The organism is Terrimonas sp. (assembly GCF_003075435.1).
Classification (GTDB): domain Bacteria; phylum Bacteroidota; class Bacteroidia; order Chitinophagales; family Chitinophagaceae; genus Agriterribacter.
Window position 1 is genome coordinate 35,551 of sequence record NZ_QCZJ01000031.1, and the last position, 25,690, is coordinate 61,240.

Below are 25,690 nucleotides of genomic sequence, written 5' to 3' on the forward strand. Positions count from 1 at the left end.
GTTTTGTAAACTTGCATAAATTTAGAAAATGGCGACCCAGATAAAATGTCCGAATTGCAGTCATGTGTTCCAGATGGAAGATGCGGTTTCTGAAGAATATAAAAAGGAACTGCGTGAAAAGATGAACGAGTATATCAAAAAGAAGGAAGAAGAAAATGTAAAAAAACAGGAAGAGTTCTTTAAAAAAGAGCAGGCATTATTACAACAAATACAACAAAAGGAAACGGAATACTCCAACCGCTTATCGCAGGAAAAAATAAAGCTCCAGCAATCGCTTGAGGAAAACCTGCGTAAAAGTATAAGCGCGGATTTTGAAAACCAGCTCAGGTTATTGCAGCAATCTAATAAAGACAATGAAATAAAATTACAGGAAGCACGCAATATGCAGCTGGAATACCTGCGCAAAGAACAGGAACTGAAAAATAAAGAGCAGGAGCTGGAAATACAGGTACAGAAACAATTGCTCGCAGAAAGAGAAAAAATAACGGATGAAGTGCGCAGGCTGGAGGAACAAAAAGTGCATGCCCGGGAAACCGAGCACCAGCTTAAAATGAAGGAAATGGAAAAGCAGCTTGACGATCAGAAAAAGCTGATTGACCAGATGAAACGCAAAGCCGAACAGGGTTCAATGCAAATGCAGGGCGAAGTGCAGGAGTTATTGCTTGAAGATTTGTTAAAAAACGCTTTCCCTTTTGACGAAATAAATGAAGTAGGCAAAGGCGCTAAAGGAGCTGACTGCATTCAAACCATCCGCAACCAGTTTGGACAGGAATGTGGTAAAATTATATACGAAAGCAAGCGTACGCAGCATTTTTCTGCCGACTGGATAGAAAAATTGCGGGTTGATATGCGTACCCGGGATGCAGACATAGCCGTAATTGTTACGCAGGCCATGCCTAAAGATATGGATCAGTTTGGAGAAAAAAACGGTGTTTGGATCTGCACTTTTGCGGAGGTAAGCGCATTGGCGCATATTTTGCGGGATAGTATTATTAAAATTTTCACTGCCACCCGGTCGCAGGAAAATAAAGGCGATAAAATGCACCTTTTATATGATTATTTAACAGGCAGAGAATTCGCCGAACAATGGAAGGCAATACGGGAAGGTTTTCTTTCCATGAAAATATCTATACAAAGAGAGAGAGACGCTATGGAAAAACTATGGAAGGCGCGGGAAAAAAACCTTGAAAAAGTATTGTTAAATGCCGCCCATATCCGGGGATCCATAGAAGGAATAGCAGGTCAGGACTCTATTGACCTAAATTTGCTTGAAGAAGAGGATAAAGATAATTTATTGGGTAACTGATACGTTATACCTTGTCCAAGCGCGTTTTGATGTATATCTGGATAATACCCATCATATTAGCTATTGCTTTAATCTGGCACTTTTCGCATACGCGTATCCGTCAGACGATTACTGAATCTGCTGATCAGCAGGGGCATGATAAACTTGCCCAGGAAGATGCGCATATTGAATGCCCGCTGGTATACAATGGCAGCGAACTGGAATTTTCTGATGAAGTATTTCATATTGTACTTTCAAAACATTTTCAATATTATAACCGCCTGCTGGATATTGATAAAGAAAAATTCATCAATCGCCTGCGCAAATTCATTCATAACAAAATATTTGTAATTCATGATAAAAAGGGATACCGCGAAATGCCGATCCTGCTCAGCGCTTCGGCTATACAGTTGACTTTTGGTTTAAAAAAATTCCTGTTATCACATTTCAATATCATACAAATTTTTCCGGAGGCTTTTGTGGGGCTGGAGCCCTTCAGAATACTTATAGGCAATGTAACCGGCAATACCATCAATATTGCCTGGAAGCAGTTTTTGGAAGGTTATAAAAACAAATATGATCTGCAGAATGTAGGGCTGCATGAAATGGCACATGCGCTATACTACCAGAATTTTGAAACCGAATTATATATTGATAAAGATTTCCGTGAATCTTTCCAGATGTTTAATGCCATTGGCGATAAAATATATCATGTAGAAAAAGTGCTCACTATCGGGCTTTATTCAGAATATGCCATTAAAGATTTCCAGGAATTTTGGGCAGAAAGTATAGAGATCTACTTTAAAAGCCCTGACCGGCTACAACTGCATTACCCCGAATTATATAAAGCGCTGTGTGATATCCTCAACCAGGACCCGCTAAACTATCCGAATCATTTGTTTCAGTCAAGTTAAAATGTCGTTTTAAAGAATATTGGAAGATAAAATCAATTCAGTTTCCCGGTTTGAAGCTTAATAAAGTAAAGGAGAAATCAGGGTAAGCCTAAATTCACATATTGCCTTACCTCACATACTTACCTATCTGCTGATATAATTTCTTCCTGTCTGCTGGCGCCAGTGCATCCGCTTCTGAGATTTTACCTTCGGCATCTATAATAATATATAACGGTAATGCATAGCCTTTTCCGTTCCAGAATATTCTTGAAAGATCTCTTATCAGTCTTTCATTGGCTTTAATATGATTACCTTTTAAATCAAAATACTTTATCAGTTCTTTCCATTCACTTTCTTTGTTTTCAACATCCACCGAAATAAACAAATGCTCTACTCCTTTTGACTGGAGATATTTGTGCAACTCAGCTTCATGATCAAACTGATCTTTACAGGTAATACACCAGGTAGCCCAGCATTCAATATATACAGTTTTGCCTTTAAACAGCAGCATTAAGTCCCTGAATGTGTTGATAGCTGCGTAATTCGGGATAATTTTTTGTTCCGGTGAAAACGGTTGGCTAACTTTTTTATCATAAGCAATGGCCTTATCTGCCAGTGGCTGAATAAAAGCTGTGTATGCGCTCTGCGGGTAACGCCTTTTAAAATCATTAAATAATAATCCTAAAGCTTTATAATTTTCTTCAAGCTGTAGTGACGAGTATAGCAGATCCGCCTGCACAAACTCAGCAACCGGGGGTTGCATGTTGTTTTGAATACGTCTGAACATTTCTTTCATATCTGCAGCAGGATCGGCAGGCGGCGCAGGCGATGAGCCTTGTTTATTCTTTTGCCAGCCCAGGTAACCACTTATATAATCTCCGGCATAGGTATTGAATTTATCGCTGTAACCAAAAGTTCGCAATGCCGGGGGATTATTCACCGGGTACTGCTTATATACCTTTTCCCATAGTGTACCGAAATCGGCAGGAAAAACAGGCTTGTAAAACGGGTTGTCTTTTTCAAGCAGGGTAGTCGCATATTTGCTGGCAATTACTTCTGATATTAGTGATGCATGATAATAATCAAGCGTAAGTACTATAAAATCGTAAAAAGCTTTGTCAATCTTTTTCTGTTCATACAACAATTTAAAAACGTTCAATCGTACCTGCTTATCTTCTTCCACGTGCTTCTGAAGTAAAGCAGCCGTTGTATCATTCTTATAGCGCATTATCAAACTTCCGGGATACAGCAGCTCCGCTTTTGTCAATTGTAATTGTCCTTCCCTGTTATTGCCTTCAATAATAAGGGGAGTTTCCTCATTCTCTTCGTCTATGGTTACCCGTAAAGCATCTCCTTTCTGTACAAATAATTTTATTTCCCTGTTAAAAATACTAATGCTTACAAAACCGGTTTGATTTTCATGTAAAGAAATTACAAATGGCTTTTTACCACGGAGAGTATCGGTGCGCATCGCACCCCAGAAAACCGTATGATTTACAGGCAGGAGAATATTAACAAGCCCTTCTTCCAATCCTGCAACTTTTAATTCAATAGTTGCCTGGGGCTTCTGCGCAACAACAGTCAGCACAAAACACCATAACACTAACAACAAGCCTGATCGTTTCAATAGCAATACATTTTTGGGTTGAGTAAATACTGCAAGGGTATTATAAATCTTAATCCAGCACCTGTGTGCTGATAATATCGTCTATCGTTTCTCTTCTTCTTATCAATTTGGCTTCACCGTTTTTAACCAATACTTCCGCAGGGCGAAATCTTGAATTATAATTTGAAGCCATTTCAAAGCCATAGGCGCCGCCATTATAAAATACCAGGTAATCGCCTTCTCTTACTTCCGCAATCATACGGTTGTCTGCAAATGTATCCGTCTCACAAATATTTCCTACTACATTATACGGCAACATTTTCCCTTTCGGATTTGATATGTTTTCAATATGATGATAAGAGCCATAAAACATTGGGCGAATCAAATGATTCAGCCCGCTGTCCACCCCGGCAAAACGGATATCGCCGGATTGTTTCAGCACATTTACTTTCGTTACAAAATATCCCGCTTCACTCACCATAAATTTGCCTGGCTCAAACCATACCCTGAATGTTTTACCATATTGCTTTGCATATGCGGAAAATGCCTCAGCTACCTTTTTACCAAGTAACTGGATATCTGTTCCCTCATCACCTGGTTCATAAGGCACTTTAAAACCTCCACCTAAATCAATTATCTCAAGCTCAGGGAAATGCTTAGCTGCTTCAAACATTACCTCAATGCCTTTTACAAATACATCCACATCTTTTATTTCGCTGCCGGTATGTATATGCAATGTACGGATATGAAGATTCGTATCTTTTACCAACTGCACTATTTTATCAACATCTTCTAACGGTATACCAAACTTACTTTTACTGTGACCAGTGGAGATTTTTAAATTGCCGCCTGCCATAATATTGGGACGCAGCCTTATCCCAACAGGATAACTATGCCCGTATTTTTTCCCAAATTTTTCGAGGTTGGAAAGACTATCGATATTGATATGCACGCCCAATTCTTTCGCCGCTTCAATTTCACTGAAAGCGATATTATTGGAAGTGTACAAAACCCTGCCCGGCTCAAAACCTGCCATCAACGCTAACCTTGCTTCATTTACAGAGCTGCAGTCAATATTGCAACCAATGCTTTTGATGTGCTTCAGCACATTAATATTGGTAAGCGCTTTGCATGCGTAAAAAAAAGTAGCATCAATGCCTGAAAATGCATCTGTCAGCCTGCTGTATTGCTCAGTAATTCTTTCTGCATGATATACATATGTTGGAGTGCCAAATTTTTCCGCAATATCAATTAATTGCTGATGACTTAATACCTGTGGCATAATTTTGAGAGATAAGAAGCAAACGAGGAAAATATACTCAAGGTTTTACTTCCTGGTTAAAAAATTTGGCTGCGAAATTACAGCAATAGCAGTAGATCAGGAAAAATAGGTTATTATTAAAAATTACCGATCAACGCCGGACAGGAATATACAAGTTGTCAATTTATACCGGGTTTACAAAAATTACCTGATTGAACAATGATCTGACAGCAATAAATTTTAAGGTTTTGTAACATTGAAAAAAGGAAAATTCCAAAAAAAGGTTGTACCATTAACTATCAATTAGCGTAATCTTATGGAAACCGACAAAGTATTTGCGGAGCAATATTCAAAGCCATCTGACTTTAAATTCAGTAGTAAAGTAGCCGGCGTTTTTGACGATATGGTTAACCGTTCCGTTCCCTATTATGAAGAAATGCAAAGAATGGCGGCTGAATTGGCCGCTGATCATGCAACAGAAGGTTCATATGTATATGATCTTGGCTGTTCTACAGGTACAACGCTGATCAATATGGATCAAAAAGTACCTGCTACCATTCCCTTTATAGGCATTGACGATTCAAAAGACATGCTCGACAAATGCAGAGCTAAGCTGAATGCCCTGGAAATCAAGCGTAAAGTAGATTTAATTACTGCTGACCTTAATAAAGATATTACTATAGAAAACGCATCGGTAGTAGTGCTTTGCCTTACGTTACAATTTGTGAGACCAATGAACCGTGAACGCCTGCTGAAAAAAATATTTGATGGGGTAAACCGGGATGGCTCCTTGATATTGATTGAGAAAATTCTTGCGGAAGACAGTCGTTTTAACCGGGACTTTATAAAATATTATTACGACATGAAACGCCGTCATAATTATAGTGAACTGGAAATTTCACAGAAAAGAGAAGCGCTTGAAAACGTGCTCATTCCTTATAAGCTCAGCGAAAATATAACCCTGCTCAGAGATGCAGGCTTTGAGCACTGCGAGATATTTTTTAAGTGGTACAATTTTGTTGGAATAATAGCCAAAAAGAACGCATGATAACTATAGGCAATTTCTTTTTTAAATACCGTAACCTGCTCTTTATTGTATTATATCTTTTGCTTTTCGTTCCTTCACCCCCGCTTTTCAGCGAAGCTGCTTTTGGATCAAACTATTATATATGGCCGCTGGTGCTTGGTTTATTGGTAACAGTAACAGGGCAAATAACAAGAGGAATGACCATTGGACTTGCTTATATAATAAGAGGAGGAAAAGATGGAAAAGTTCACGCAGATCAACTGGTTACCCAGGGCATTTTTAATCACTGCCGCAACCCTTTGTATGTAGGCAATATATTAATGCTAGCCGGGGTAGGCATCCTCGCAAATTCATTATTGTATATGTCGGTTATAATACCGTTATTCCTTTTTATATACCAGTCTATTGTTTTAGCCGAAGAAAATTTCCTCCGGGGAAAATTTGGTGAATCATTTGAAACTTATTGTAAAAAAGTTAACAGGTGGGTACCCTCGCTAAAAGGAATATCAGCTACATTTTCATCAATGAAATTTAAATGGAAAAGATGGCTGATTAAAGAATATAACACTCAATTCGTATGGCTCACAGGTATCACCCTGATCATCCTTTTTAAATACCCGCAGCTCACGCAAAATGATACCGGAAAAAGAAATGTGGTATTGGCTGTTATTTTACCGGTACTGTTATTATACTACTTCACTATACGATATCTCAAGAAATCAGGCAGGTGGAACGATTAAAGTAATCAAGGTCATTTAAAATGTAAAACAGTGACAAAAACAGCTTCTTAAAGCTGTTGGCTGGAAGCTGAAAGCTACCGTTGCTGAACTGACAGTTGAAAGCCTTAATAATACCCATACATGCTCCTTACCTCTCTCACTATATCCTCAATCACCGCGTCATCACCCTGGGCATTATAGGTTTGTTTCAGGCTGCTGCCAAACACCCATGCCACGCTCTGCCAGAAGCCGGCGGAAAAACTGCCTTTATAATCTTTGATGATCTCGTAGCAGGTATTGCCTGTTTCCCTGGCAATCAGTTTCATCAAAACTTTACCCTGGTAAACCGAGAGGTCAGTAAGCGGTTTGGTAAACTCGCTGCGCAGGTCCTTTTCGCGGCTTTTTACATAAGCTTTGCGCTTTTCCTTATCCGGAATACTATCCAGGTGCGCCTTAATATCATTAAAAACAACAGAAGCTTTCCTGGCATAAGGATAGGTAACATATACCGCGTTCCTCAGCCTGGTCCATTCCTTATGCGCCCTGCGTTGCGCCGGTGTAAGATCAAGAAAAATATATACGGTAGACAGCTCGCGGTAAGGCATGGTATCGCCCTTATAAATAATAGCAGGAACAGTAAGGGTATCATTCACTCCATACCTGCTTTGTGATTTTGCCGCAAAAAAGCACAGCATAACACAGAGTACGGTAAGGGTCGATTTACGATATAATTTACACACACGCGTCATTCAATAATTAAAATAAACGATTTTTCCTGATTTTTAATACGTCTGAGACAATAATGGTAACCCAACCGCTGCCAACATGGAATAATTTAACTAAAGCAAAGTTAAAAAGCTTTATCAGGGAATATTATTTTGCATAATATACGAACGTGTATAAATACAGGTTTGGGTATCTGGCGGGCTATTTATTCTTTATCTTCAGCAAGCACATGAAACAATGGATTGCATTTTCTTTGGTAGTATTACTTTTTATTGCATGTAAAATCAAACCCAAAAACGACACACCTGCAATAGAAGAACCCCCGGTTTCATCATTATCGGGGAAAGAACTGGCTTTAACCTATTGCAGCAGTTGCCATGCTTTTGTTAATCCCGAATTATTGCCTGCTTCAAGCTGGAAGCTCTCAGTGCTGCCTGCTATGGGTTACCGCATGGGTATATATAACCGCGGATCCAGGCCCGACAGCTTATTTGATGCTGGTATAAGCGGCGAAGTGGTGCGCAATGCCAATATATTTCCTGAAAAGCCTGTTTTAGCAAAAGAAGACTGGCATAAAATAGAGGAATATTTTATAAAAAATTCACCTGATACCATTTTGCCGCCTGTACGAAAAACCCCTATCCGTATCGGGCTTAAACATTTCCGGTATAAGGAAACGTTATTTTCGCATCGTCCCGCATTAACCACAATGGTTAAAATACTGCCAGACAATAAGGGTATAGCGTACGCAGATGGAAAACCCGGCCGAAGTATTTTAACTTTTTTAAACCCTGACCTCCGGGAAAATTTTAGCTTACCACTTAGATCAACGCCTGTGCAGTTCAGGGAAAAATCAAATGAGTTATTCCTCACTATTGCAGGAAATGGCATTTTTCCTACTGATGCATTCGACGGTTCTTTACAACGCCTGGTAAAAAAAGATACGGGAATGGGATTTCAATCAGGTGATATGCTTATTCCAAACTTAAAAAGACCGGTTTGTATAGCTTTTGAAGATTTGAACAAAGACGGGCTGGAAGATGCTGTGATTTGTGAGTTTGGTAATCAAACAGGTGAGCTGGCCTGGTTTCAGCAAAACCAAAACGGTGGCTATACCAAAAATCTGCTCAACAGTAAGCCCGGCGCCATTACCGCAATTATTAAAGATGCCAATAAAGATGGATTACCAGATATATATGTATTGATGGCACAGGCTGATGAGGGCGTTTTTTTGTACGAGAACCTGGGAGCAGGCAGGTTTAAAGAAAAACGGTTATTATCATTTCCTCCACTATACGGATCTCAGTACATTGAGCTGGCTGACTTTAACAAAGATGGTTTTGATGATATTGTATATGTGTGCGGTGATAATGCTGACAAAACGCCAATCCTGAAAAATTATCACGGCATTTATATTTTCTTAAACGATGGTAAAAACAATTTCCGCCAGTCTTATTTCTACCAGATGAATGGCGCATATAAAGCCATGGTAAACGATTATGACCTGGACGGAGATCCTGATATTGCTGCTATTTCTTTCTTTCCCGACTATCGCAATTATGCCACCGAAAGCTTTATTTACCTGGAAAATAAAGGGCACCTGAAATTTGACGATTACTCATTTCCGGAAGCAACAAAAGGGAGATGGATTGTAATGGACGCCGGGGATATGGATGCAGACGGAGATACAGACCTGGTTTTAGGCTCTTTTGTTTATTTTATAGCAGACGGAGACACAACAGGGCTGGGAAAACAATGGCTGACTACCGGTCCTTCTGTTATTGTTCTGGAAAATACAATAAGATGAGCGGGAGGAAAAATCTAGGATGCATTCCAAATCCAGGAAAAATATAAGGATGACATTTGCTTTCTTTCTACAAACAGTTGGCCGCTATGCGGCAGGATGCCGGTTACAGCTTACAAGTTCCCGGCTTACCGGTTGCAATATTCACTGGTTATTTCACAGAGGTACACGAAGGCTACACAAAGAGCCACAAAGAATAATAAAACACTCTGTGTAACTTTGTGTATCCTTCGTGGCTCTTTGTGTAACAAACCCATTCCCGCCGGGCAGACACCGAAATTCGTGGCAGGAAATATATCAGGGGTTATTTAAAAATAACTTCGGGCATGCCCGATACGCAGAATGGAACACGGATAAAACGGATATGGCGGATATTTACGGAATATATCGGTGTTTATCAGTATCATCCGTGTATTCCGTGTGCTATTCTATAAAAAGTATTTGTTGTAATGCTAAATCATTATACACACGGCGCAACGCAGGAAACCTGTTTTTCAATTCATCCGTAATGATGTCATTATAAGGCACGAGGCATCTGCCATAAATAGCAGTAGTACCTACATTCGGAAAATTGGAATACTCTTTCTTAAGGAAATGACATTGAATAGTGAATTTAAAAAAGCCACGTCATAATCGACATGGCTTTAATATTTTTGAAATCTCAGAGGTTAGATGTCTTACGGTTAATAAGGGAGCTGATGATTTCCGGTTCTAACGGGTTGGTTGTTCAGAATTTGGAGTGGTGCTTCCAGGTATTGGTTTACTGCTTTTTAAGGATGATGGATTGGTTTTTAAGCATTGGAGTGATATATGGTAATTGCTTAGGAGTGGATTTGAGTTTCAGAGGATCCGGATTTATCTCGGTGGCTTTCTCAGGATTTGGATGGATTGTGCTTTTCTAACGGTTTCCGGTTTTCAGAGGATGTGGCTGCTGTATCGCTGTTTGACAATACAAAGATGTAAAGGAAACAGCAGCTTTAAAACTTATTTCGGTAAAGGTGAATAATGCTTCGATTTTCGGGAGAAAAGCCCCGATGAAGAAAATAATCGTGACAAAAAAATAGGGAGTACTGTTAACTCCCTATAATCCGTTAAACCTCATATCTCAGGTAAAATGGCCGATTGTTGAAAGCAGTTAGCTGAAACGCATCACACCACTCTCCCCATATAAGGATCTGTAATATTTTCCTTACCTGTTTCAACCCGGCCGGCAAATCTTTTTTCAAAATTTCCAGCGCCTGATACTTTTACCGTAAAGTCATACCAGCCACTGCTTTTACCAAGGTTAAGCACAACATTTTCTGTGGTAGATTTTGTTATAACTCGCTTTACAATTTTGTTTTTATATGCATTGTCAATAACCTCAACGTGTAAGGATCCCCGGGCGCTTTTGTTTGTAAGCTTTAACTCAATATTGCCGGATATATTTTTTGTTGCAGAGGATTCGTATTTACAAAGAATATCAACAAGAGGGTCATTCTTATCTCCTTTAAACTCCCTGAAAAAGCCATTAGGCCCATAAGCGCATAAATGATATTTACCGGCTTCAAATGCATCAACCGGCCATTCGTATGTCAGGCTATCGCCTGCTACAACTGCAAACGCCCAGTTTTTTCCATTTTCAGTTTTACCTTTTTCATCTGTAAACGCTCCCGGGGCATATATGCTGAATGGTGATCCGCAGGATTGATTTCCGAAAACTGCGTTACCTGCTGTCAGCTTAATTGCTATGTTTTTTCTATCACTGCTTAACCGGCTATCAGCGTATAATTCATACGATAAAGGAGTGGCTTTTCTTGTTCCTTCTTCCTGTGATGACATCAATCCTGATAAATCGGCTTTCTTTACTGATTGCTCAATTTCACTGGTTGAGATATTTTTATAGCTGGCCGGCGCATTCTTAAACTTAGCATTATAAATATCTTCTACAAATTCATTTCTCTGCAAAAAAGGAACTTTGTTTACCGGTGTACCATCAAAGGGGCTGAATGCCGAGGTAAGGTCTCCACATATAGTACGCCGCCATTTACTGATATTATCTAAGTGGATATTTTTATTGAATTTTTTATTGATGAAAGTTTCAAGAAACTGCAGGGTGGATGTGTGATCAAATACTTCTGAACATACCTTACCGCCCCTGCTCCATGGTGATGCAATGACCATAGGCACTCTGAAGCCTAAGCCAACCGGTGCTTCTCTTGCCTGCTTTTCAGGAATACCGTGTTTTAATTCATGTTCTAGTCTTACATGTTCTATTTCCGTATCAATGCCTTCAGAGCATTTGCCGGTTCCCGGCTTATTATTATCCGGTATGGAGAACGGTGGTATATGATCGTAGTAGCCATCATTTTCATCGTAGGTTAAAATGAGAATGGTTTTCTTCCATACCTCCGGATTTTTAGTGAGTATATCCAGTACTTCAGAAACATACCATGCTCCATACCAGGGTGCGCTGGGATGATCAGAAAAGTTTTGCGGGCCGGCAAACCATGAAACGGTTGGAAGTTTTCCTTCATTCACATCTTTACGAAATTGATGTAGTATATCTCCTGCAGGTATGGTTACTGTTCTTTCCTCATTGCCATCCCTGTACTTTAGCTGTGTAATACTGCGATAGTTTGGATCGCCTTCGTTTACAACAAAGGCATTGCGATAAAGATTTTTTTCCTTTTCAGGCAGCTGCTCAAATGTTGCCTTATTCCACTTCTTTAATTCTTCCTGGGCATTACCAAGCACCTCTTGTTTTTTCGCAATTTCAGTTTGTATTTTTTTAGCGGCATCTTCGCTTGAAGGACTTTCTTCCTGCAGTTTTGTTATTTGACCGGGTAATTCATCGGCAAGTTTTTGTAAGTTTTGAATATATCGGGGAGAAAATTTTACATTGTATGCCGCGAAAAATTCCAGCAGGTTACAACCAAAGTTTGCCAGCCATGATCGCTCTTCTCCCTGGAAGCCACCACCGCAGCTTATCTCATTCTGATAAAACTTCCACGATATATCGTTCTCCTGCAATAGCTCAGGAAATGTTTGCCACTGCATTTTGCCATAGCTGTAATTATCATTACGGATATTAGCTTTGGGAATATCGTTTTCTATATTGGTTATTTTACCCGTCCAGAAAAAAGAGCGGTTGGGCGTTGTGCTCGTCATTGCTGAGCAAAAATTCTGATCGCAAACGGTGAAAGCGTCCGCCATGCCAAAATTAAATGGCAGGTCAGCTCTTGTATAATGCCCCATAGTTAAAGGCATATCTGAATAGTTTTTATTGCCCGATTTTTTTGCCTGCAACCACTTATCGTACTTCCCCCCGTTATGCGCATCTACCTGGCTTGGCCGGGAGTGGGGAAGATCACCCATCCATGTTACTTTAGTATCTTTTATATCAAGCCTGAACGGTGCATAAGTTTCTCCCTTATCATTGGTTTGAAACCAAACAGGTTTTTTATCCGGTAACAAAATGGCTCTCGGATCATTAAAGCCTCTTACGCCCTGCAACGTTCCAAAACAATGATCAAAAGACCTGTTCTCCTGCATCATTATTACAATATGCTCCGCATCCATAAATGTACTGCCGGGGGCAGGATCAATAGCAAATGCTTTTTGGATAGATTCAGGAACAAAAGATGAAAGGCCTGCAGCGCCGGACAGCAGCATTGACTTACGAAGGAATTCTCTTCGGGTATCCATAACAGATTTATTGAATTAATATGAGCAATAGCAACCCTTTCAAATATCGTACATTATACCTAATAGCTATTATTATTTTTATTGTTTTCTCAATGTCATAATAAAATTTTCCAAACACTTGTATTAAGGATAACCTGTGTTGTAACTTTATAGACATAAAATAGCTTTTATGAAACAGTATAATAAATTTCGCTTTATTGCTCCAGGTATCGCGTTATTTTTTTGCCTGTATTTTTTTGCTTCCTGCTCCACCACAAAACAACCTGTTGAAGTAGTGGGTGCGTCTGAGGCAGAGATGGCGCAGGCGATCACATCAGGTAAATGGATATTTGTTGCCAACCAGGTTATGCCTCAACGTGGCCGCTCACGAACGCTTACCTCACGCTACACTGTTATTTTAAATAATGATACACTTACATCAGCGCTTCCTTATTTTGGACGTGCCTATACCGCACCCATAGGCGAAACAACAAGCCCGTTAGATTTCAGCTCAACAAATTTTACCCTGAACAAGAATGAATCAGGTACAGGAAGATGGGACATCAATATCAGGGCAAATGATGTTCGCGAAGTTCAGGTATATAATTTTACTTTATTTACCAATGGCTCGGCTCAGTTAAATGTGCAGCTTACCAACAGGAGCCCTGTCAGCTTCAGTGGCAGGGTAATGCCGGTAAAATAACTGGTTGGCAGCCTGTTATATTTAAACGATGGATATTGCATTTTGCGAATCGTAATATCCGTCGTTTTATAAGCTAAAACAGATTTTCTTCCTAAGCTGGCTTCTAACATGCATGTATACAATACGTAACCACGCCCCACACGGCAAAATCTGCTCCCGATATATCAACGTCAATCGGTGAAAGATTTTTGCATTCAGGAATAAGCCTTGTTTTGTTAAAAGTTTTTTCTAACCGCCGTATCAGCATTTCACCATTGAGCACAGCAATCACAATTTTACCATTGGCTGCCTTCACCGACCGGTCTACTATTACAATATCACCATTGGAAATACCTGCATCAATCATAGCATCGCCGCCTACACGCATTATAAATGTAGCGGGTTTATTTCTCATCAATTCTTCATTCAAATCAATACTGCGTTCCATATAATCATCTGCAGCAGCTCCGAATCCTGTAGCATCCGAATGCTCCACATCCCACTGGCTGAATTTTTTTGTTCCGTTATAACTGGATTTATAAAAAACTTTCTCTTCCATATATTTAAAAATTTGTTTTACTAAAATATTTAGTAAATTTATGCTAAATAATTGATTGATCAAAATCATCGTTATGCAAAAAATAATTCAGGCATTACCCGGGTATAACGTAAACGAATACCTGCTGGTGCTAAGTCCGCCGGAAGAGCTGTGGCACAAGATCATGAAGATAAAAGAAGATTTTGCCAACACCTACAAAACAGATACTGCCAGGTGGGGCAAACCGCATATCTCCCTGGTAAACTTTGTGCAGTATGAAATGATGGAATCAAGAATCATACACCGGTTGAAAACAGTGGCAATGGGTTCGCCGGCATTTAAGCTGGAGCTGAAAGATTACGGAAGTTTTCCTTCGCACACCATATATATAAATGTGCTATCAAAAATACCGGTGCAGAACCTGGTTAAGGAAATCCGTACAGAAACACAGCGGCTCATGAAATTAAATGATGATAATAAGCCGCATTTTATGCTGGAGCCACATCTTACTATTGCACGCAAACTGGCGCCCTGGCAATATGAAAAAGGCTGGCAGGAATACAGTCACCGGCATTTTACCGGACGTTTTATTGCAGATAGCATGCTGCTGCTGAAAAGGCGTGTTGGCGAAAAAGCATACCAGATAGCGGAGCGGTTTGTATTTCAGAATTTGCCGGTGATGACGAGGCAGGGTGAGTTGTTCTGATTGGATAATCACGGAGATACTGGGACACTGAGTTTCACAGAGAATTTTTAATTACTGAAAATTATGGAACAATATATAGCACAGCTGTATAAACGCTTTCTGAAAAAGAAAAGCAGTCAGCATCTCAAATGATGGATACAGCTACACACTTCCTATGAAAGAAGGAATTAAAAGAATGATTTTATAATTTATCACGCTATGCAGATATGAATACATGACCCGCGTGACTCACTGTATTCTCACTGCTTCTGTGATGCAACAAAATTATATGTCCAACAAATTACAACAAGATCACTATAAAGTATCTGCTCGGGATAAAGAAGAAGCCGAGCAATACCTGCATGGCAGGGGCGCCCAGTTTAATACCAAAAACAAATTCTTAAAAGACGAAATTACCCGCGAACATATTGAAGGCATTGATGACTGGACAGACCCTAATGTTCCCACCCAATATATAGAACAGCAAAGCAAAACCATTGTGAATAAAGTGGATAGCCCTGATGTTGGAATGGCTTACAGCATGAATGCCTATGCAGGCTGCGAACACGGCTGTATATACTGTTATGCCCGCAATGTGCATGAATACTGGGGCTACAGTGCAGGACTTGATTTTGAAAGAAAGATCATCGTAAAAATGAACGCACCTCAATTACTGCGCAAGCAGCTTATGCATCCCAAATGGGAAGTAATGCCGATAATGGTTAGTGGTAATACAGATTGCTACCAACCGGCGGAACAGAAGTATCGCTTAACAAGAGGATTATTACAGGTTTGTAATGAATTTAATCATCCCGTAGGTATACTCACCAAAAATGCCTGGATCATAAAAGATAAAGATGTATTGCAGGAACTTGCACAAAAAAAACTGGTAACAGCAATGGTTTCCATTACCTCTTTTAATGAAGAGCTGCGCCGCGTAATGGAGCCGCGAACAGCTACAGCGGTTCAGCGATTGAGAGTAATTGAAGAACTAAGCAATGCCGGTATAAAAATGGGCATTATGATGGGTCCGATGATACCCGGGCTTAATGACCATGAAATGCAGCGCATCATGAAGTCGGCGGCAGATGCAGGTGCAACGTTTACGGCGTATACATTTATCCGTTTGAATGGCGCCATCAAATTTTTGTTTCACGACTGGCTGTATAAAAATTTCCCCGACCGGGCGGATAAGGTTTGGCACATGATAGAACAAAGTCACGATGGTAAGGTAAATGATACCCGCTGGGGCCTGCGTATGCGTGGTGAAGGCGCCATAGCGCAGATCATAGCGCAGCAGTATAAAAAATATGGCAAGCTCTATCATATGAATGAGGGAAGGCAGGGATTGGATACTACGATCTTCAGAAGACCGGGAGAACAGGGGAAGTTGTTTTGAAGGAATATTGTAGCCTGGTGATTAATGACCTGGTGTATTATTATGACAAAGGATATCTCCTTCAGGTTCGTAAAGACAACGTGTATAAGATTGCCATTAAGAAAACTATAAAATTTTACCAGCGCGTGGATTCCGAAAGCATTTCTTTTGAAGGCCCCAAAACCCGGACAGGGATGTTTCACATCGACAAAGTAAGATATTATCCTGTAGTTAAGTACTTTATTGGCGACAGGTTTAACCATTTTATAAAAGCCAATGCAATTGATTTTAAAAAGGAGGAAGATATAATCAAATTATTCCGGTATTGTAACAAATGATTTTTTGCTTCCTGTCTCCTGCTGCTAAATAACTTTTAAAACTTTCACTGTTGCTATTCACTATTGCCCATTCATTACAAAAACCACGGCACTTCCGGAATTTGTATAGACACCGTAACCTGCTGATCAACGCTTAAACTGTCGGTTTCAGTTTTGATAGTAACAATATGTTGATTGATGGCAATATCAACGTCGTAATAATCCCCGGTAAATAATACTTTCTTCACCACGCCTTTCAGCATTGGTTTTTGTGTGCCGTTAACCGTGCATTGAGAAGAACGTATAAAAAGATTTTTTCCATCCGGCACAGTATAATTTATTACACTTCCAGGCAGTAAAATATATTTACCAAAAAGCCCTGCTGCATATTCGTTAACCGGTCTTTTATAAATTTCCTCAGGAGAGCCCTGCTGAATAACTGCTCCGTTTTGTATGATTAAAATATTATCTGCCCACGATAATACATCCTGCGGATCATGAGAAACAAGGATACAGGTAAGCTGCAGCCTTTTACCAATATCTTCTATAACAGATTTTAAAATGGTTTTGTGTGTAAAATCAAGATTGGAAAAGGGTTCATCAAGCAACAGTAATTGGGGAGAACTAACCAATAATTTAGCAAGCGCTATACGCTGCCTTTCTCCCCCTGAAATTTGATTTGTCCAACGTTTCAGTAAATGATCAATGCGGCAGATGGTATAAATATTTTGTGCTTCATCTTCTTCGAGCGTATTGCCGTACGATAATACTTCTTCAACGCGATAGTTATTTCTTAATTCAAAATGCTGCGACAGGTATGCAATGCCTTTATGCCCGGGTATTAGTGTTTCAAGCGGGCTTAAAACTTTTTCTCCCCTGAACAGTACTACTCCGGAATCGGCATGCGCTAGTCCGCCAATAATTTTTAGCAAAGTGCTTTTGCCTGAGCCCGTTGCACCTGCTATTGCCGTTTTGCTGAACTGAGCAACGGAAAGGTTAATGTTTTTGATTTCAAATCCAAGCTCATCCTTTCTATTTACTTCCGATATTTTTAAAAAGTCCATTTGCTGATTAAGTTTATAGGCTTAGGTTTTTAAAACGCCCGTAATTAGCAGGTAAAAATTATGCCGATACACCATCTGCAATTTCTACCAGTAACCTGGTTAGCCGGTTGCGGAAGCAAAAAAACAAAAATTTAAAGTAACCTTTGCCGGCATATATCCTATGTGCTTAAAATACTCAATTCCGGTCTACGATGTGCTACCTATGCAACTCATAATAATTCACCGGGAGCTGGGAACGCAGATACGCTATTTCATTTTCAGTAAGTGGTGGAGCAAGCGTAGCCGCAATAATATCGCGGAGCTGCTCAGGCGTGCGTATGCCCACAACTGCTGCTGTTACTTCCTGCCGGGCCAGCACAAACTGTAAAGCTGTTTGCGATGCATTTCTCTGCAACCCGGAAATAGCCTGCACCGCAGATGCCATTTTATATACCTGGTCTTCATCATAATTAAGGTATGGGTTAGCGTGTTTGCCCGCAAGTAATCCTCCTGCTAAGCTTCCCCTCGTCAAAATGCCAATCCTGTTTTCTTCCAGCAAAGAAAAACAGGTTTCTTCCGGCCGCCGGTCAAGCAAACTATACTGCATCATCACGCTCACTATAGCAGCGCGCTGCACATATTCACGTATAACATTCGGCCTTATAGAAGAAATACCATAGAACCTGATCTTGCCCTGTTGCTTCAGGATTTCAAAAGCTTCGATTGTTTCATCTATCGGGTCATCAATTGTACCACCATGTAGCTGGTAAAGATCAATATAATCTGTTTGCAATCTTTTAAGGCTTTCTTCCACTTCGGTAAGCATATGCTCTTTCCGGGGATCCCAGTCAAGTCCTTTACCATCTGGCCTGCGGCGGTTGCCCACCTTGGTAGCAATAATTACTTTGCTTCTTTTTTCTTTAATTGCTTTGCCAAGTGTCTCTTCATTAAAGCCATCCTGGTAAATATTGGCGGTATCAAAGCAATTTATACCCGAATCAATTGCTTCGTGAATCAACATGGCATTGGCATCATCATCTCTGCCAAGAGACATGCAGCCAAACACCACTTCGCTTACAGATAAGGTTGACTTTCCAGGTGTGTGGTATTTCATGGAAAATGCTTTGTTATACAAAGTTAGGGGATTAGCGGGGAGCGGGGAGCTATCGGCTTTCAGCTATCAGCAGTCAGCTAAAGAGCTAAGCCCACTGTTTTGCTTTTAGGGGATAAAAAATTTTGATGCTAAAGCTTCACCCATGCCAGGTAAAATACAACTGCTATCCACCACTGATCTGCATTGACCTGACACCCTTACCTTGTACTCTGTTCAATATCCATACACCAATCTCAGACTTCAGCAACCGCCCACCGCTCACAGCCCTTAGCTGATAGCTGACTGCTGATAGCTGACCCATGACCGCTGACTGCTCAATCTTACCTACTTTTGCAGCTATGCGCATAGAACAGCTATATGATCATTTCCTGCAATTTTCATCTGTAGAAACAGATACCAGGAAACTTAAGCCCGGTGATATTTTTTTTGCTTTGAAAGGCCCAAGCTTCAACGGCAATCTTTTTGCCAAAAAGGCGCTTGATGAAGGCGCCGCTTTTGTGGTGGTAGATGAAGACCCGGGCTTTTCTGATAACAGGATCATCCGCACGGCTAATGTACTTACTACCCTGCAGGAGCTTGCGGGTTATCACAGGCGGCAATTCAATATTCCTGTTATTGCTATTACCGGCAGCAACGGAAAAACAACGACCAAGGAGCTGGTTCATGCTGTGCTTTCTTCTGCATACAGAACCTATACCACCCAGGGAAATTTAAACAACCATATCGGTATACCACTTACATTACTGGCTATACAAAAAGACGCGGAAATAGCCGTAGTGGAAATGGGTGCTAACCATCTTAAAGAAATAGAAGGCTATTGTGTATATACTGCGCCTACTCACGGTTTGATCACTAATTGCGGCAAAGCTCATCTTGAAGGTTTTGGCGGCATTGAAGGCGTAAGAAAAGGAAAGGGGGAACTGTTTGATTACCTGCGCCTGAATAATGGCACTGCTTTCGTAATGTGGGATTATGATTACCTGCGGGAGATGAGCAAAGGAATTCCTACCATATATACATATGGAACGGATGCGGCTAATATAACCGGCAATACCATTAAAAGCGAACCTTTTCTTGAAATAGGCTGGATAAAAGCCGGCAATATTATGCCTGTTCAAACACAACTGGTAGGCGATTATAACCTGCCAAACGTGCTGGCTGCTATTGCTGCAGGCAAATATTTTAAAGTTCCTGATGAAAAGATCATTGCATCTATTCAGCAATACACACCTTCAAACAGCCGCTCACAGTTGATTGAAAAAGGAAGCAATAAAATTATACTGGATGCCTATAACGCCAACCCGAGCAGCATGAAGCTGGCAATAGAGAATTTTTCAAAAATCCGGGCTGACAATAAAGTATTGGTATTAGGGGCTATGATGGAACTTGGCCCTGAAAGTAAAAAAGAACACCAGGACATTGTTTCCCTGATAAAAAATTATACGTGGAGCAATGTGATTTTGGTGGGAGGAGATTTTGAAGGTATTGCTGAGCCTTTTGTATATTTTAAAAATGCAACCGAAGCTACAGCCTGGTTAAAGCAACACAAGCCGGTAAATAGTTCATTGCTGGTAAAGGGTTCGAGGAGTATGAAGATGGAAACCATATTAGATGTGTTGTGAGTTGTCATAATGCATTAACATTTGTTCATCTGCAGCAGGTGATCAGGCAGACCCCTCCTTGGGTCGGGGTGACAAGCTATAGTACAATGTTCGGCATTAAAATAAATGTTCAACAATTGTAGTATAGCTCAGCATAATTCCCACAGCTTGTCTCCCCGACCCAAGGAGGGGTCTATGCCTTATGCCAGCGCATATTTTTTAAATCGAAAAATTGAAATATATCCTACCTAAAAAATCCTCCTCCAATTCAGATTAAATAAGGAAATTTGCAAAAAATTCCCCGGAACGATGAGTGAAGAAAAAAAGCCCGGCTATTTATCTTCTGTTTTAGACAACAGGTGCCCACGATGCAGAACAGGTAAGCTTTTCGTGAATAGCAACCCTTACAAGCTCAAATCAGTTGTAAAAATGAATAAGAGCTGCCCCGTATGCGGCCAGCCAACAGAAATAGAAGTAGGCTTTTATTACGGTACAGCCTATGTGAGCTATGCATTAACCGTTGCTTTTTGCGTAACTACATTTGTAGCATGGTGGGTGCTGATCGGCTTTTCTGTTCAGGATGGAGACTACAGGTTATTATACTGGGGTATAATTAATGCTGTATTGCTTATAGTATTGCAGCCTGTATTTATGCGCTTATCCAGAAGCTTATGGCTCTCCTGGTTTGTAAAGTATGAGCCTGACTGGAAAAACAAACCCATTTCTTCTGAAAGCGTGGAACGCGTTGTGCCAGAGCAGATGAATAACTGGTAAAAGCCATTATACGGCGGCCCGCAAGCGAACTATTAAGCATGCCAAATGCAATAAACAGAACACGGATAAAACGGATATGACTGATATTCACAGAATATATCTGCGTTAATCCGCAACATCAGTGTCTTCCGTGTGCTATTTTTAAAAAGAGATTACTGTAGTGCCGCGTCAAGCAAGATGGAATTTGTAGCAGAAAGCGCCAGGAAATCCATTTTCAACATTCATTCACCCGTTTACCCGGGAATACTTATCTTCATTTATAGTATCACTGCTGTAACGATTGTTGTGTTTGCTTCTGTGCCGGCAGATATTTTCATTCATTTCATCTTCCATTCATGACATTGCTCATTATTGCTTTCTGCATTGTATTACTCGTATTGTTGATCACGTGGGGCAAAACAAATGCCTTTCTTGCTTTTCTCATAGTATCACTGCTTGCAGGCTGGCTGCTGGGCATACCTGTAACCAAACTTGCAGGCGCTGTTGAAAAAGGTATGGGCGATACGCTCGGGTCGCTTACTGCCGTAATTATGATGGGCGCAATGCTGGGTAAGCTTGTAGCAGAAAGCGGGGCGGCGCAACAGATCGCTTCATCGCTGATGAAAACATTTGGTGTTAAGTATATTCAATGGGCATTGATGGTAACCGGTTTTGTAATTGGAATTCCCCTGTTTTATAATGTAGGTTTTGTGTTGATGGTGCCACTTATTTTTTCAGTAGCATATCAATATAAATTACCTGCGGTATATATTGGTTTACCAATGCTGGCATCGCTTTCGGTTACTCACGGTTATCTGCCACCGCATCCTGCACCGGCTGCATTGGTCAAACAATTTAATGCCAATATGGGTTTAACGCTGTTGTATGGGTTGGCAGTTGCCATTCCTGCTATAATTATTGCCGGGCCCATTTTTGCCAAAACATTAAAAAAAATTGTAGCCAAACCATTACAAACTTTTCAACAGGAACTAATACCAGAGGAGAAACTACCCGGGCTGGGCAATAGTCTTTTTTCTTCCCTGCTGCCGGTTGTTTTGCTGATTGCAACTACTATACTGCCGCTGGTGATACCACAATCTGACGCAATAAAAGACGCTTCAGGGTTTGTCGGCAATTCAATGATCGTAATGCTTATCGCCGTGGTTACAGCCACTTTCACGCTTGGCAGATCAACCGGCATGAGCATGAAAAGAATTATGCAGGTATATGAGAGTGCGGTTAAGGATGTGGCAATGATATTACTGATCATAGCCGGCGCAGGCGCCTTTAAAGAAGTGCTTACCGTAAGCGGGGTAAGTACAGAAATCGCCAAAGCGCTTGAATCATGGCCACTTCATCCGTTGTTATTAGCATGGCTTATAGCCTGCGTGATAAGAGTATGCATTGGCTCAGCAACCGTTGCCGGCTTAACCACTGCAGGTATCGTTGCCCCGATGGTAGCCCAGGGAAATGTAGACCCCAACCTGATGGTATTATCCATCGGTGCCGGAAGCCTTATGTTCTCGCATGTAAATGATGGCGGTTTCTGGTTGTTTAAAGAGTATTTTAACCTGAGTGTAAAAGATACACTCCGGTCGTGGTCGCTGATGGAAACCATTGTGGCGATTGTTGGGCTTGCGGGAGTGATGTTGCTGAGTTTGGTTGTATAGCAAATAAATACAATAGCCTGTAACACTGCGGATTTCTTTTTATCAATTGTATTTGCGAAACAGCACCCCGGAAAACAATTTTTATAAGTGGTTAGAATTTAAGGCGGCAGATAAAAAAGCGAAAGTTTTTCGGGGAGAAGAGGTTCGTATATTTATGAGTTGTGCGTCATGTTAACCGTCCGTAATTCACCATCCTTCAATGAGAGAAAAATATCTTGAAATTTTAAGTACGATCGAAGAATTAGAAATGTCTTTCAGGGAAAATCAAGCAATAATTCTCACTGAAGACGACTTGAAATGTCTTGTATTTCATAAAATTTATGATTTATTCTTGCATAATACTCTCACTTTCAACACAGAGATCAAAGGCAGTCCTTTGCACGCTGAATTGAAATTTTGCAGGGCTAAAACAGGTATCACTGATATCAGGACTTTGCAAAATAAATAGGATAAAACAACTTGTCGAAAGGGATCAAAGAAGTTAAGTTTTGGGATTATTAGCAATTTTTAATAAGAAAAATGATAGTTTCAATCAATTTATCTCAGCATTTCAGTCAAACAGCGACATTAAAGCAAAATATTACTCCAGAATAGTTGACGTTTGAAGTAAGTGATCAACTTGTTGGATAATTATTTTAAATTAGCAATCATGACCTCTAAACTTTTATTTCATATTGTTTTCTTGTTTATCACGTTTTTCATAAACCTAAAAAAAGTAGACGCTCAAATCCCTGCAATCAAATCTCAATTTGCCACTGGGTTCGAGAAAGGTTTTAAGGAGGGCTACTGTTATAATACAAAATCTATATACTGTAATCCGGCAATAACCCCAATTACACCTATCCCGAGAATTAATGAAAGTGAACAGAGTTACCAAGATGGATTTAATAGAGGATTTCAAACAGGACTCGACCTTCAACGAGTTGAAAGCAGTAGTGGGACGACTTCACCCAGTGGAACAAACTACTCCTCGATCCCAAATTATAAGTTCAATGACTATGTTCCGCAAACTTCTGTCAGTGACTACGTTAATGTATTAGCTTATAAACAGGCCCTTTTCAATAAGAGGGTTCAATGGGTACAGCAGCGAATTGACGGAATATACGATCTATCTTATAATCTCCTATCGCAAGAAGGAACAGACAAGATAAAAACCTCAATATTAAACTTCCGTGATTATCTCAAAAGTAGAACCGATTTAGGCGACTTTTCTGATGACAGAGTTATCGCTGTAATAGCAAGTTCTCTTAAAAAGATTGAAAGGGAAGTATATGACATTTACAAAGATGAATCGAAGGCTCGAATTGAAAATGAAAGACAAAAGCAATTCGAAAACTATCTTTCAAGTGCTATTACAAGCTTAGATTCCGATCCTAAAAACTCATTGCAATTAACTCAAGAAGCCGAAAAAATGAATATTCAGTCGCCTTATATTTATGAAATAAAATCATTAGCATATAATAATTTAGGCATGCTTGAATTAGCTCTTGAGAATAAAGACAAATACATTTCCACCGCTACTCTCACAAGTACCGAAATTCAAACTGCCGTTTATGAAAAAACCGTTCTACTCATAAAACTGTCTAAATATTCAGAAGCTTTAATTCAGTTAAATAGCAATGCATTTAATAACGCAGATGATACAGTCAAACAATCTCTTTTATTTTTGGAAACTATGATTTATTATGGTCAAAAGAATTATCAAAATTCACTTGCCTCTACTAAAAAAATTCTTGCAGCATCATTTATAAACGAAATAAATAAAGAGGATGTGATAAGAATAAAGCAGATCAAATCAGCATCATTACGAGAGTTGGGTAGGTATAAGGAGGCTTTAGATGAAATAAATTCAGCCATCAAAGAAAATAACTCCACGGACAACCCGTCTCTTTATGCAACTAAGGGAAAAATTCTTTTTTTGACAAAAGATTATAAGAATGCTGTAAACGAATTCTTGAAAACAACTTTATTAGATGACACCGATGGAGAATCCTTTTACTACTTAGGGTTATGTTATAAGAAGTTAAATATGAAGATAAAGGCTTGCGAGACTTTTCTAAAAGCCGTAAAATTAGGAAATCCCGACGCTCTGGATGAATATCCGAAGAATTGCAAGTGAACATCTTATTGCTAATCACAATAGAACATTACTTTAAATAATTAAAAATTTTATTTATGACGCTGGAAGAAACGGCATCGAAGATCAACTCATTGCAGCATTTAATCGGACAGAAAGTCCCAAAATGGAATAGTATCATTTTGGAAATAATGCCTGCTCCAAACAATGACAAATTTGTAGATTTTATAGAAATTTTCTTTCAGACTCAAAATATAAAACAAGCAGCCGAACAGACCGGGGCAAACGATTTTGAGATTCTTTTGATTTTCCGTACTCCCAAACAGCATGGACTGTTCATCTATGAATGGTATTCATTTTTTTATTCCGAGAGTGACTAAAACAAAGAAACACGAACGCACAACATGGGGTTTGGCGTTATTGGGGCAGAAGAAAATATTTTCAGCTTTCGTACGATATTAGGCTGTGGTTCGGGCTGGACGTTTTTCAATTTGGCTTTTAGTTCATAACTTCAACTTTAGTAACAATATTGGGCTTCGGTTCGGTCGGACGGAATATGAAATCCCCCAACAACGCCAAGCCCTGTTCGTTGTATGTCACCCTAAACGAGCATCCTACTTAAATTCAAACTAACAAGACTTTGCCAAGCTACCCCACGCAATTTTTAGCACATTGCAAGGCTGCAAATATCTACAGACGGACAAAAGAACAGACCAGGTGTAAATTCCTGAGATGTTGACCCATTGTTCTTGCATGTTGACCCACTCCGGTTGCGATACTATGAGTAAGAGCTAAATGAGGTGATAAAAATACGGATGAGTATTAAGAGTTGAGAGATTTTTTTC

21 protein-coding genes are annotated in these 25,690 nt (G+C 39.9%); 14 read left to right on the forward strand and 7 right to left on the reverse strand.

Going from position 1 to position 25,690, the window contains the following annotated elements:
• Positions 1-28: 28 nt before the first annotated feature.
• Complete coding sequence (locus DC498_RS22445) at positions 29-1,306, forward strand: DUF2130 domain-containing protein (protein WP_116876404.1); 1,278 nt, start codon at positions 29-31, stop codon at positions 1,304-1,306.
• A 29-nt stretch (positions 1,307-1,335) separates the two neighbouring features.
• The gene (locus DC498_RS22450) at positions 1,336-2,199 is read left to right on the forward strand and encodes a zinc-dependent peptidase (RefSeq protein ID WP_116876405.1); all 864 of its coding nucleotides are present in this window, start codon (positions 1,336-1,338) and stop codon (positions 2,197-2,199) included.
• 106 nt (positions 2,200-2,305) lie between these two features.
• On the opposite strand, the gene DC498_RS22455 is transcribed toward DC498_RS22450, so the two are convergent.
• Positions 2,306-3,805, reverse strand: a complete 1,500-nt coding sequence (locus DC498_RS22455; RefSeq protein WP_133176950.1) for a TlpA family protein disulfide reductase — start codon at positions 3,803-3,805, stop codon at positions 2,306-2,308.
• A 49-nt stretch (positions 3,806-3,854) separates the two neighbouring features.
• Positions 3,855-5,066, reverse strand: a complete 1,212-nt coding sequence (gene lysA / locus DC498_RS22460; RefSeq protein ID WP_116876407.1) for a diaminopimelate decarboxylase — start codon at positions 5,064-5,066, stop codon at positions 3,855-3,857.
• A 295-nt stretch (positions 5,067-5,361) separates the two neighbouring features.
• Here lysA and cmoA point away from each other — a divergent pair, with 295 nt between their 5' ends.
• Together cmoA and DC498_RS22470 are read left to right on the forward strand one after the other, a co-directional pair.
• Positions 5,362-6,093 (forward strand): carboxy-S-adenosyl-L-methionine synthase CmoA, encoded by a 732-nt coding sequence (gene cmoA, locus DC498_RS22465; RefSeq protein WP_116876408.1) that lies wholly within the window; start codon positions 5,362-5,364, stop codon positions 6,091-6,093.
• A complete protein-coding gene (locus tag DC498_RS22470; RefSeq protein WP_116876409.1) occupies positions 6,090-6,812 on the forward strand; it encodes a methyltransferase family protein in 723 nt (240 codons plus the stop codon). Before cmoA ends, DC498_RS22470 begins: the two co-directional genes overlap by 4 nt.
• A 104-nt stretch (positions 6,813-6,916) precedes the next feature.
• Here DC498_RS22470 and DC498_RS22475 read toward each other — a convergent pair whose 3' ends face one another.
• Positions 6,917-7,486: a DUF4294 domain-containing protein gene (locus DC498_RS22475; protein ID WP_116876410.1), complete on the reverse strand. Its 570-nt coding sequence runs from the start codon at positions 7,484-7,486 to the stop codon at positions 6,917-6,919.
• Positions 7,487-7,746: 260 nt separating this feature from the next.
• On the opposite strand from DC498_RS22475, the gene DC498_RS22480 reads away from it, so the two are divergent.
• Positions 7,747-9,324 (forward strand): FG-GAP repeat domain-containing protein, encoded by a 1,578-nt coding sequence (locus tag DC498_RS22480; RefSeq protein ID WP_116876411.1) that lies wholly within the window; start codon positions 7,747-7,749, stop codon positions 9,322-9,324.
• A 1,146-nt stretch (positions 9,325-10,470) separates the two neighbouring features.
• On the opposite strand, the gene DC498_RS22485 is transcribed toward DC498_RS22480, so the two are convergent.
• Positions 10,471-13,008 (reverse strand): phosphocholine-specific phospholipase C, encoded by a 2,538-nt coding sequence (locus tag DC498_RS22485; RefSeq protein WP_116873709.1) that lies wholly within the window; start codon positions 13,006-13,008, stop codon positions 10,471-10,473.
• Between the two features lie 169 nt (positions 13,009-13,177).
• On the opposite strand from DC498_RS22485, the gene DC498_RS22490 reads away from it, so the two are divergent.
• The gene (locus DC498_RS22490) at positions 13,178-13,690 is read left to right on the forward strand and encodes a DUF4251 domain-containing protein (RefSeq protein WP_116873708.1); all 513 of its coding nucleotides are present in this window, start codon (positions 13,178-13,180) and stop codon (positions 13,688-13,690) included.
• A 103-nt stretch (positions 13,691-13,793) separates the two neighbouring features.
• On the opposite strand, the gene DC498_RS22495 is transcribed toward DC498_RS22490, so the two are convergent.
• The gene (locus DC498_RS22495) at positions 13,794-14,228 is read right to left on the reverse strand and encodes a LexA family protein (protein WP_116873877.1); all 435 of its coding nucleotides are present in this window, start codon (positions 14,226-14,228) and stop codon (positions 13,794-13,796) included.
• Between the two features lie 73 nt (positions 14,229-14,301).
• Here DC498_RS22495 and DC498_RS22500 point away from each other — a divergent pair, with 73 nt between their 5' ends.
• The 3 genes from DC498_RS22500 (at position 14,302) to DC498_RS22510 (ending at position 16,608) form a co-directional block, all read left to right on the forward strand.
• Complete coding sequence (locus DC498_RS22500) at positions 14,302-14,913, forward strand: 2'-5' RNA ligase family protein (RefSeq protein WP_116873707.1); 612 nt, start codon at positions 14,302-14,304, stop codon at positions 14,911-14,913.
• A 268-nt stretch (positions 14,914-15,181) separates the two neighbouring features.
• Positions 15,182-16,291, forward strand: coding sequence for a PA0069 family radical SAM protein (locus DC498_RS22505; protein ID WP_116873706.1), 1,110 nt, complete (start codon positions 15,182-15,184; stop codon positions 16,289-16,291).
• Positions 16,288-16,608 carry a hypothetical protein gene (locus DC498_RS22510; protein ID WP_116873705.1) on the forward strand — a complete coding sequence of 107 codons (321 nt, stop codon included), beginning with the start codon at positions 16,288-16,290 and terminating at the stop codon, positions 16,606-16,608. Before DC498_RS22505 ends, DC498_RS22510 begins: the two co-directional genes overlap by 4 nt.
• Positions 16,609-16,682: 74 nt before the next feature.
• On the opposite strand, the gene DC498_RS22515 is transcribed toward DC498_RS22510, so the two are convergent.
• On the reverse strand, positions 16,683-17,651 hold the full coding sequence (locus DC498_RS22515) for an ABC transporter ATP-binding protein (RefSeq protein WP_116873704.1): 969 nt from the start codon (positions 17,649-17,651) through the stop codon (positions 16,683-16,685).
• Between the two features lie 196 nt (positions 17,652-17,847).
• On the reverse strand, positions 17,848-18,744 hold the full coding sequence (locus tag DC498_RS22520; protein WP_116873876.1) for an aldo/keto reductase: 897 nt from the start codon (positions 18,742-18,744) through the stop codon (positions 17,848-17,850).
• A gap of 338 nt (positions 18,745-19,082) precedes the next feature.
• Here DC498_RS22520 and DC498_RS22530 point away from each other — a divergent pair, with 338 nt between their 5' ends.
• From DC498_RS22530 to DC498_RS22555, 5 genes are all read left to right on the forward strand, one after another.
• A complete protein-coding gene (locus DC498_RS22530) occupies positions 19,083-20,366 on the forward strand; it encodes a UDP-N-acetylmuramoyl-tripeptide--D-alanyl-D-alanine ligase (RefSeq protein WP_116873702.1) in 1,284 nt (427 codons plus the stop codon).
• 288 nt (positions 20,367-20,654) lie between these two features.
• Positions 20,655-21,119 carry a DUF983 domain-containing protein gene (locus DC498_RS22535; protein ID WP_116876412.1) on the forward strand — a complete coding sequence of 155 codons (465 nt, stop codon included), beginning with the start codon at positions 20,655-20,657 and terminating at the stop codon, positions 21,117-21,119.
• Positions 21,120-21,454: 335 nt separating this feature from the next.
• Positions 21,455-22,768 carry a gluconate:H+ symporter gene (locus DC498_RS22540; protein WP_116876413.1) on the forward strand — a complete coding sequence of 438 codons (1,314 nt, stop codon included), beginning with the start codon at positions 21,455-21,457 and terminating at the stop codon, positions 22,766-22,768.
• A gap of 649 nt (positions 22,769-23,417) precedes the next feature.
• A complete protein-coding gene (locus DC498_RS22550) occupies positions 23,418-24,887 on the forward strand; it encodes a tetratricopeptide repeat protein (protein ID WP_116876415.1) in 1,470 nt (489 codons plus the stop codon).
• Positions 24,888-24,943: 56 nt separating this feature from the next.
• Positions 24,944-25,225, forward strand: coding sequence for a hypothetical protein (locus DC498_RS22555; RefSeq protein WP_116876416.1), 282 nt, complete (start codon positions 24,944-24,946; stop codon positions 25,223-25,225).
• The last annotated feature ends 465 nt before the right edge of the window (positions 25,226-25,690 follow it).

Bases quoted from the DNA above. Each gene is read 5' to 3' on its own strand.
- DC498_RS22445 (WP_116876404.1), top strand. From the start codon at position 29: ATGGCGACCCAGATAAAATGTCCGAATTGCAGTCATGTGTTCCAGATG.
- DC498_RS22550 (WP_116876415.1), top strand. From the start codon at position 23,418: ATGACCTCTAAACTTTTATTTCATATTGTTTTCTTGTTTATCACGTTT.
- DC498_RS22505 (WP_116873706.1), top strand. From the start codon at position 15,182: ATGTCCAACAAATTACAACAAGATCACTATAAAGTATCTGCTCGGGAT.
- DC498_RS22490 (WP_116873708.1), top strand. From the start codon at position 13,178: ATGAAACAGTATAATAAATTTCGCTTTATTGCTCCAGGTATCGCGTTA.
- DC498_RS22555 (WP_116876416.1), top strand. From the start codon at position 24,944: ATGACGCTGGAAGAAACGGCATCGAAGATCAACTCATTGCAGCATTTA.
- DC498_RS22535 (WP_116876412.1), top strand. From the start codon at position 20,655: ATGAGTGAAGAAAAAAAGCCCGGCTATTTATCTTCTGTTTTAGACAAC.
- DC498_RS22450 (WP_116876405.1), top strand. From the start codon at position 1,336: ATGTATATCTGGATAATACCCATCATATTAGCTATTGCTTTAATCTGG.
- DC498_RS22495 (WP_116873877.1), bottom strand. From the start codon at position 14,228: ATGGAAGAGAAAGTTTTTTATAAATCCAGTTATAACGGAACAAAAAAA.
- DC498_RS22480 (WP_116876411.1), top strand. From the start codon at position 7,747: ATGAAACAATGGATTGCATTTTCTTTGGTAGTATTACTTTTTATTGCA.
- lysA (WP_116876407.1), bottom strand. From the start codon at position 5,066: ATGCCACAGGTATTAAGTCATCAGCAATTAATTGATATTGCGGAAAAA.
- DC498_RS22530 (WP_116873702.1), top strand. From the start codon at position 19,083: ATGCGCATAGAACAGCTATATGATCATTTCCTGCAATTTTCATCTGTA.
- DC498_RS22515 (WP_116873704.1), bottom strand. From the start codon at position 17,651: ATGGACTTTTTAAAAATATCGGAAGTAAATAGAAAGGATGAGCTTGGA.
- DC498_RS22520 (WP_116873876.1), bottom strand. From the start codon at position 18,744: ATGAAATACCACACACCTGGAAAGTCAACCTTATCTGTAAGCGAAGTG.
- DC498_RS22485 (WP_116873709.1), bottom strand. From the start codon at position 13,008: ATGGATACCCGAAGAGAATTCCTTCGTAAGTCAATGCTGCTGTCCGGC.
- DC498_RS22470 (WP_116876409.1), top strand. From the start codon at position 6,090: ATGATAACTATAGGCAATTTCTTTTTTAAATACCGTAACCTGCTCTTT.
- DC498_RS22540 (WP_116876413.1), top strand. From the start codon at position 21,455: ATGACATTGCTCATTATTGCTTTCTGCATTGTATTACTCGTATTGTTG.
- cmoA (WP_116876408.1), top strand. From the start codon at position 5,362: ATGGAAACCGACAAAGTATTTGCGGAGCAATATTCAAAGCCATCTGAC.
- DC498_RS22500 (WP_116873707.1), top strand. From the start codon at position 14,302: ATGCAAAAAATAATTCAGGCATTACCCGGGTATAACGTAAACGAATAC.
- DC498_RS22475 (WP_116876410.1), bottom strand. From the start codon at position 7,486: ATGCTGTGCTTTTTTGCGGCAAAATCACAAAGCAGGTATGGAGTGAAT.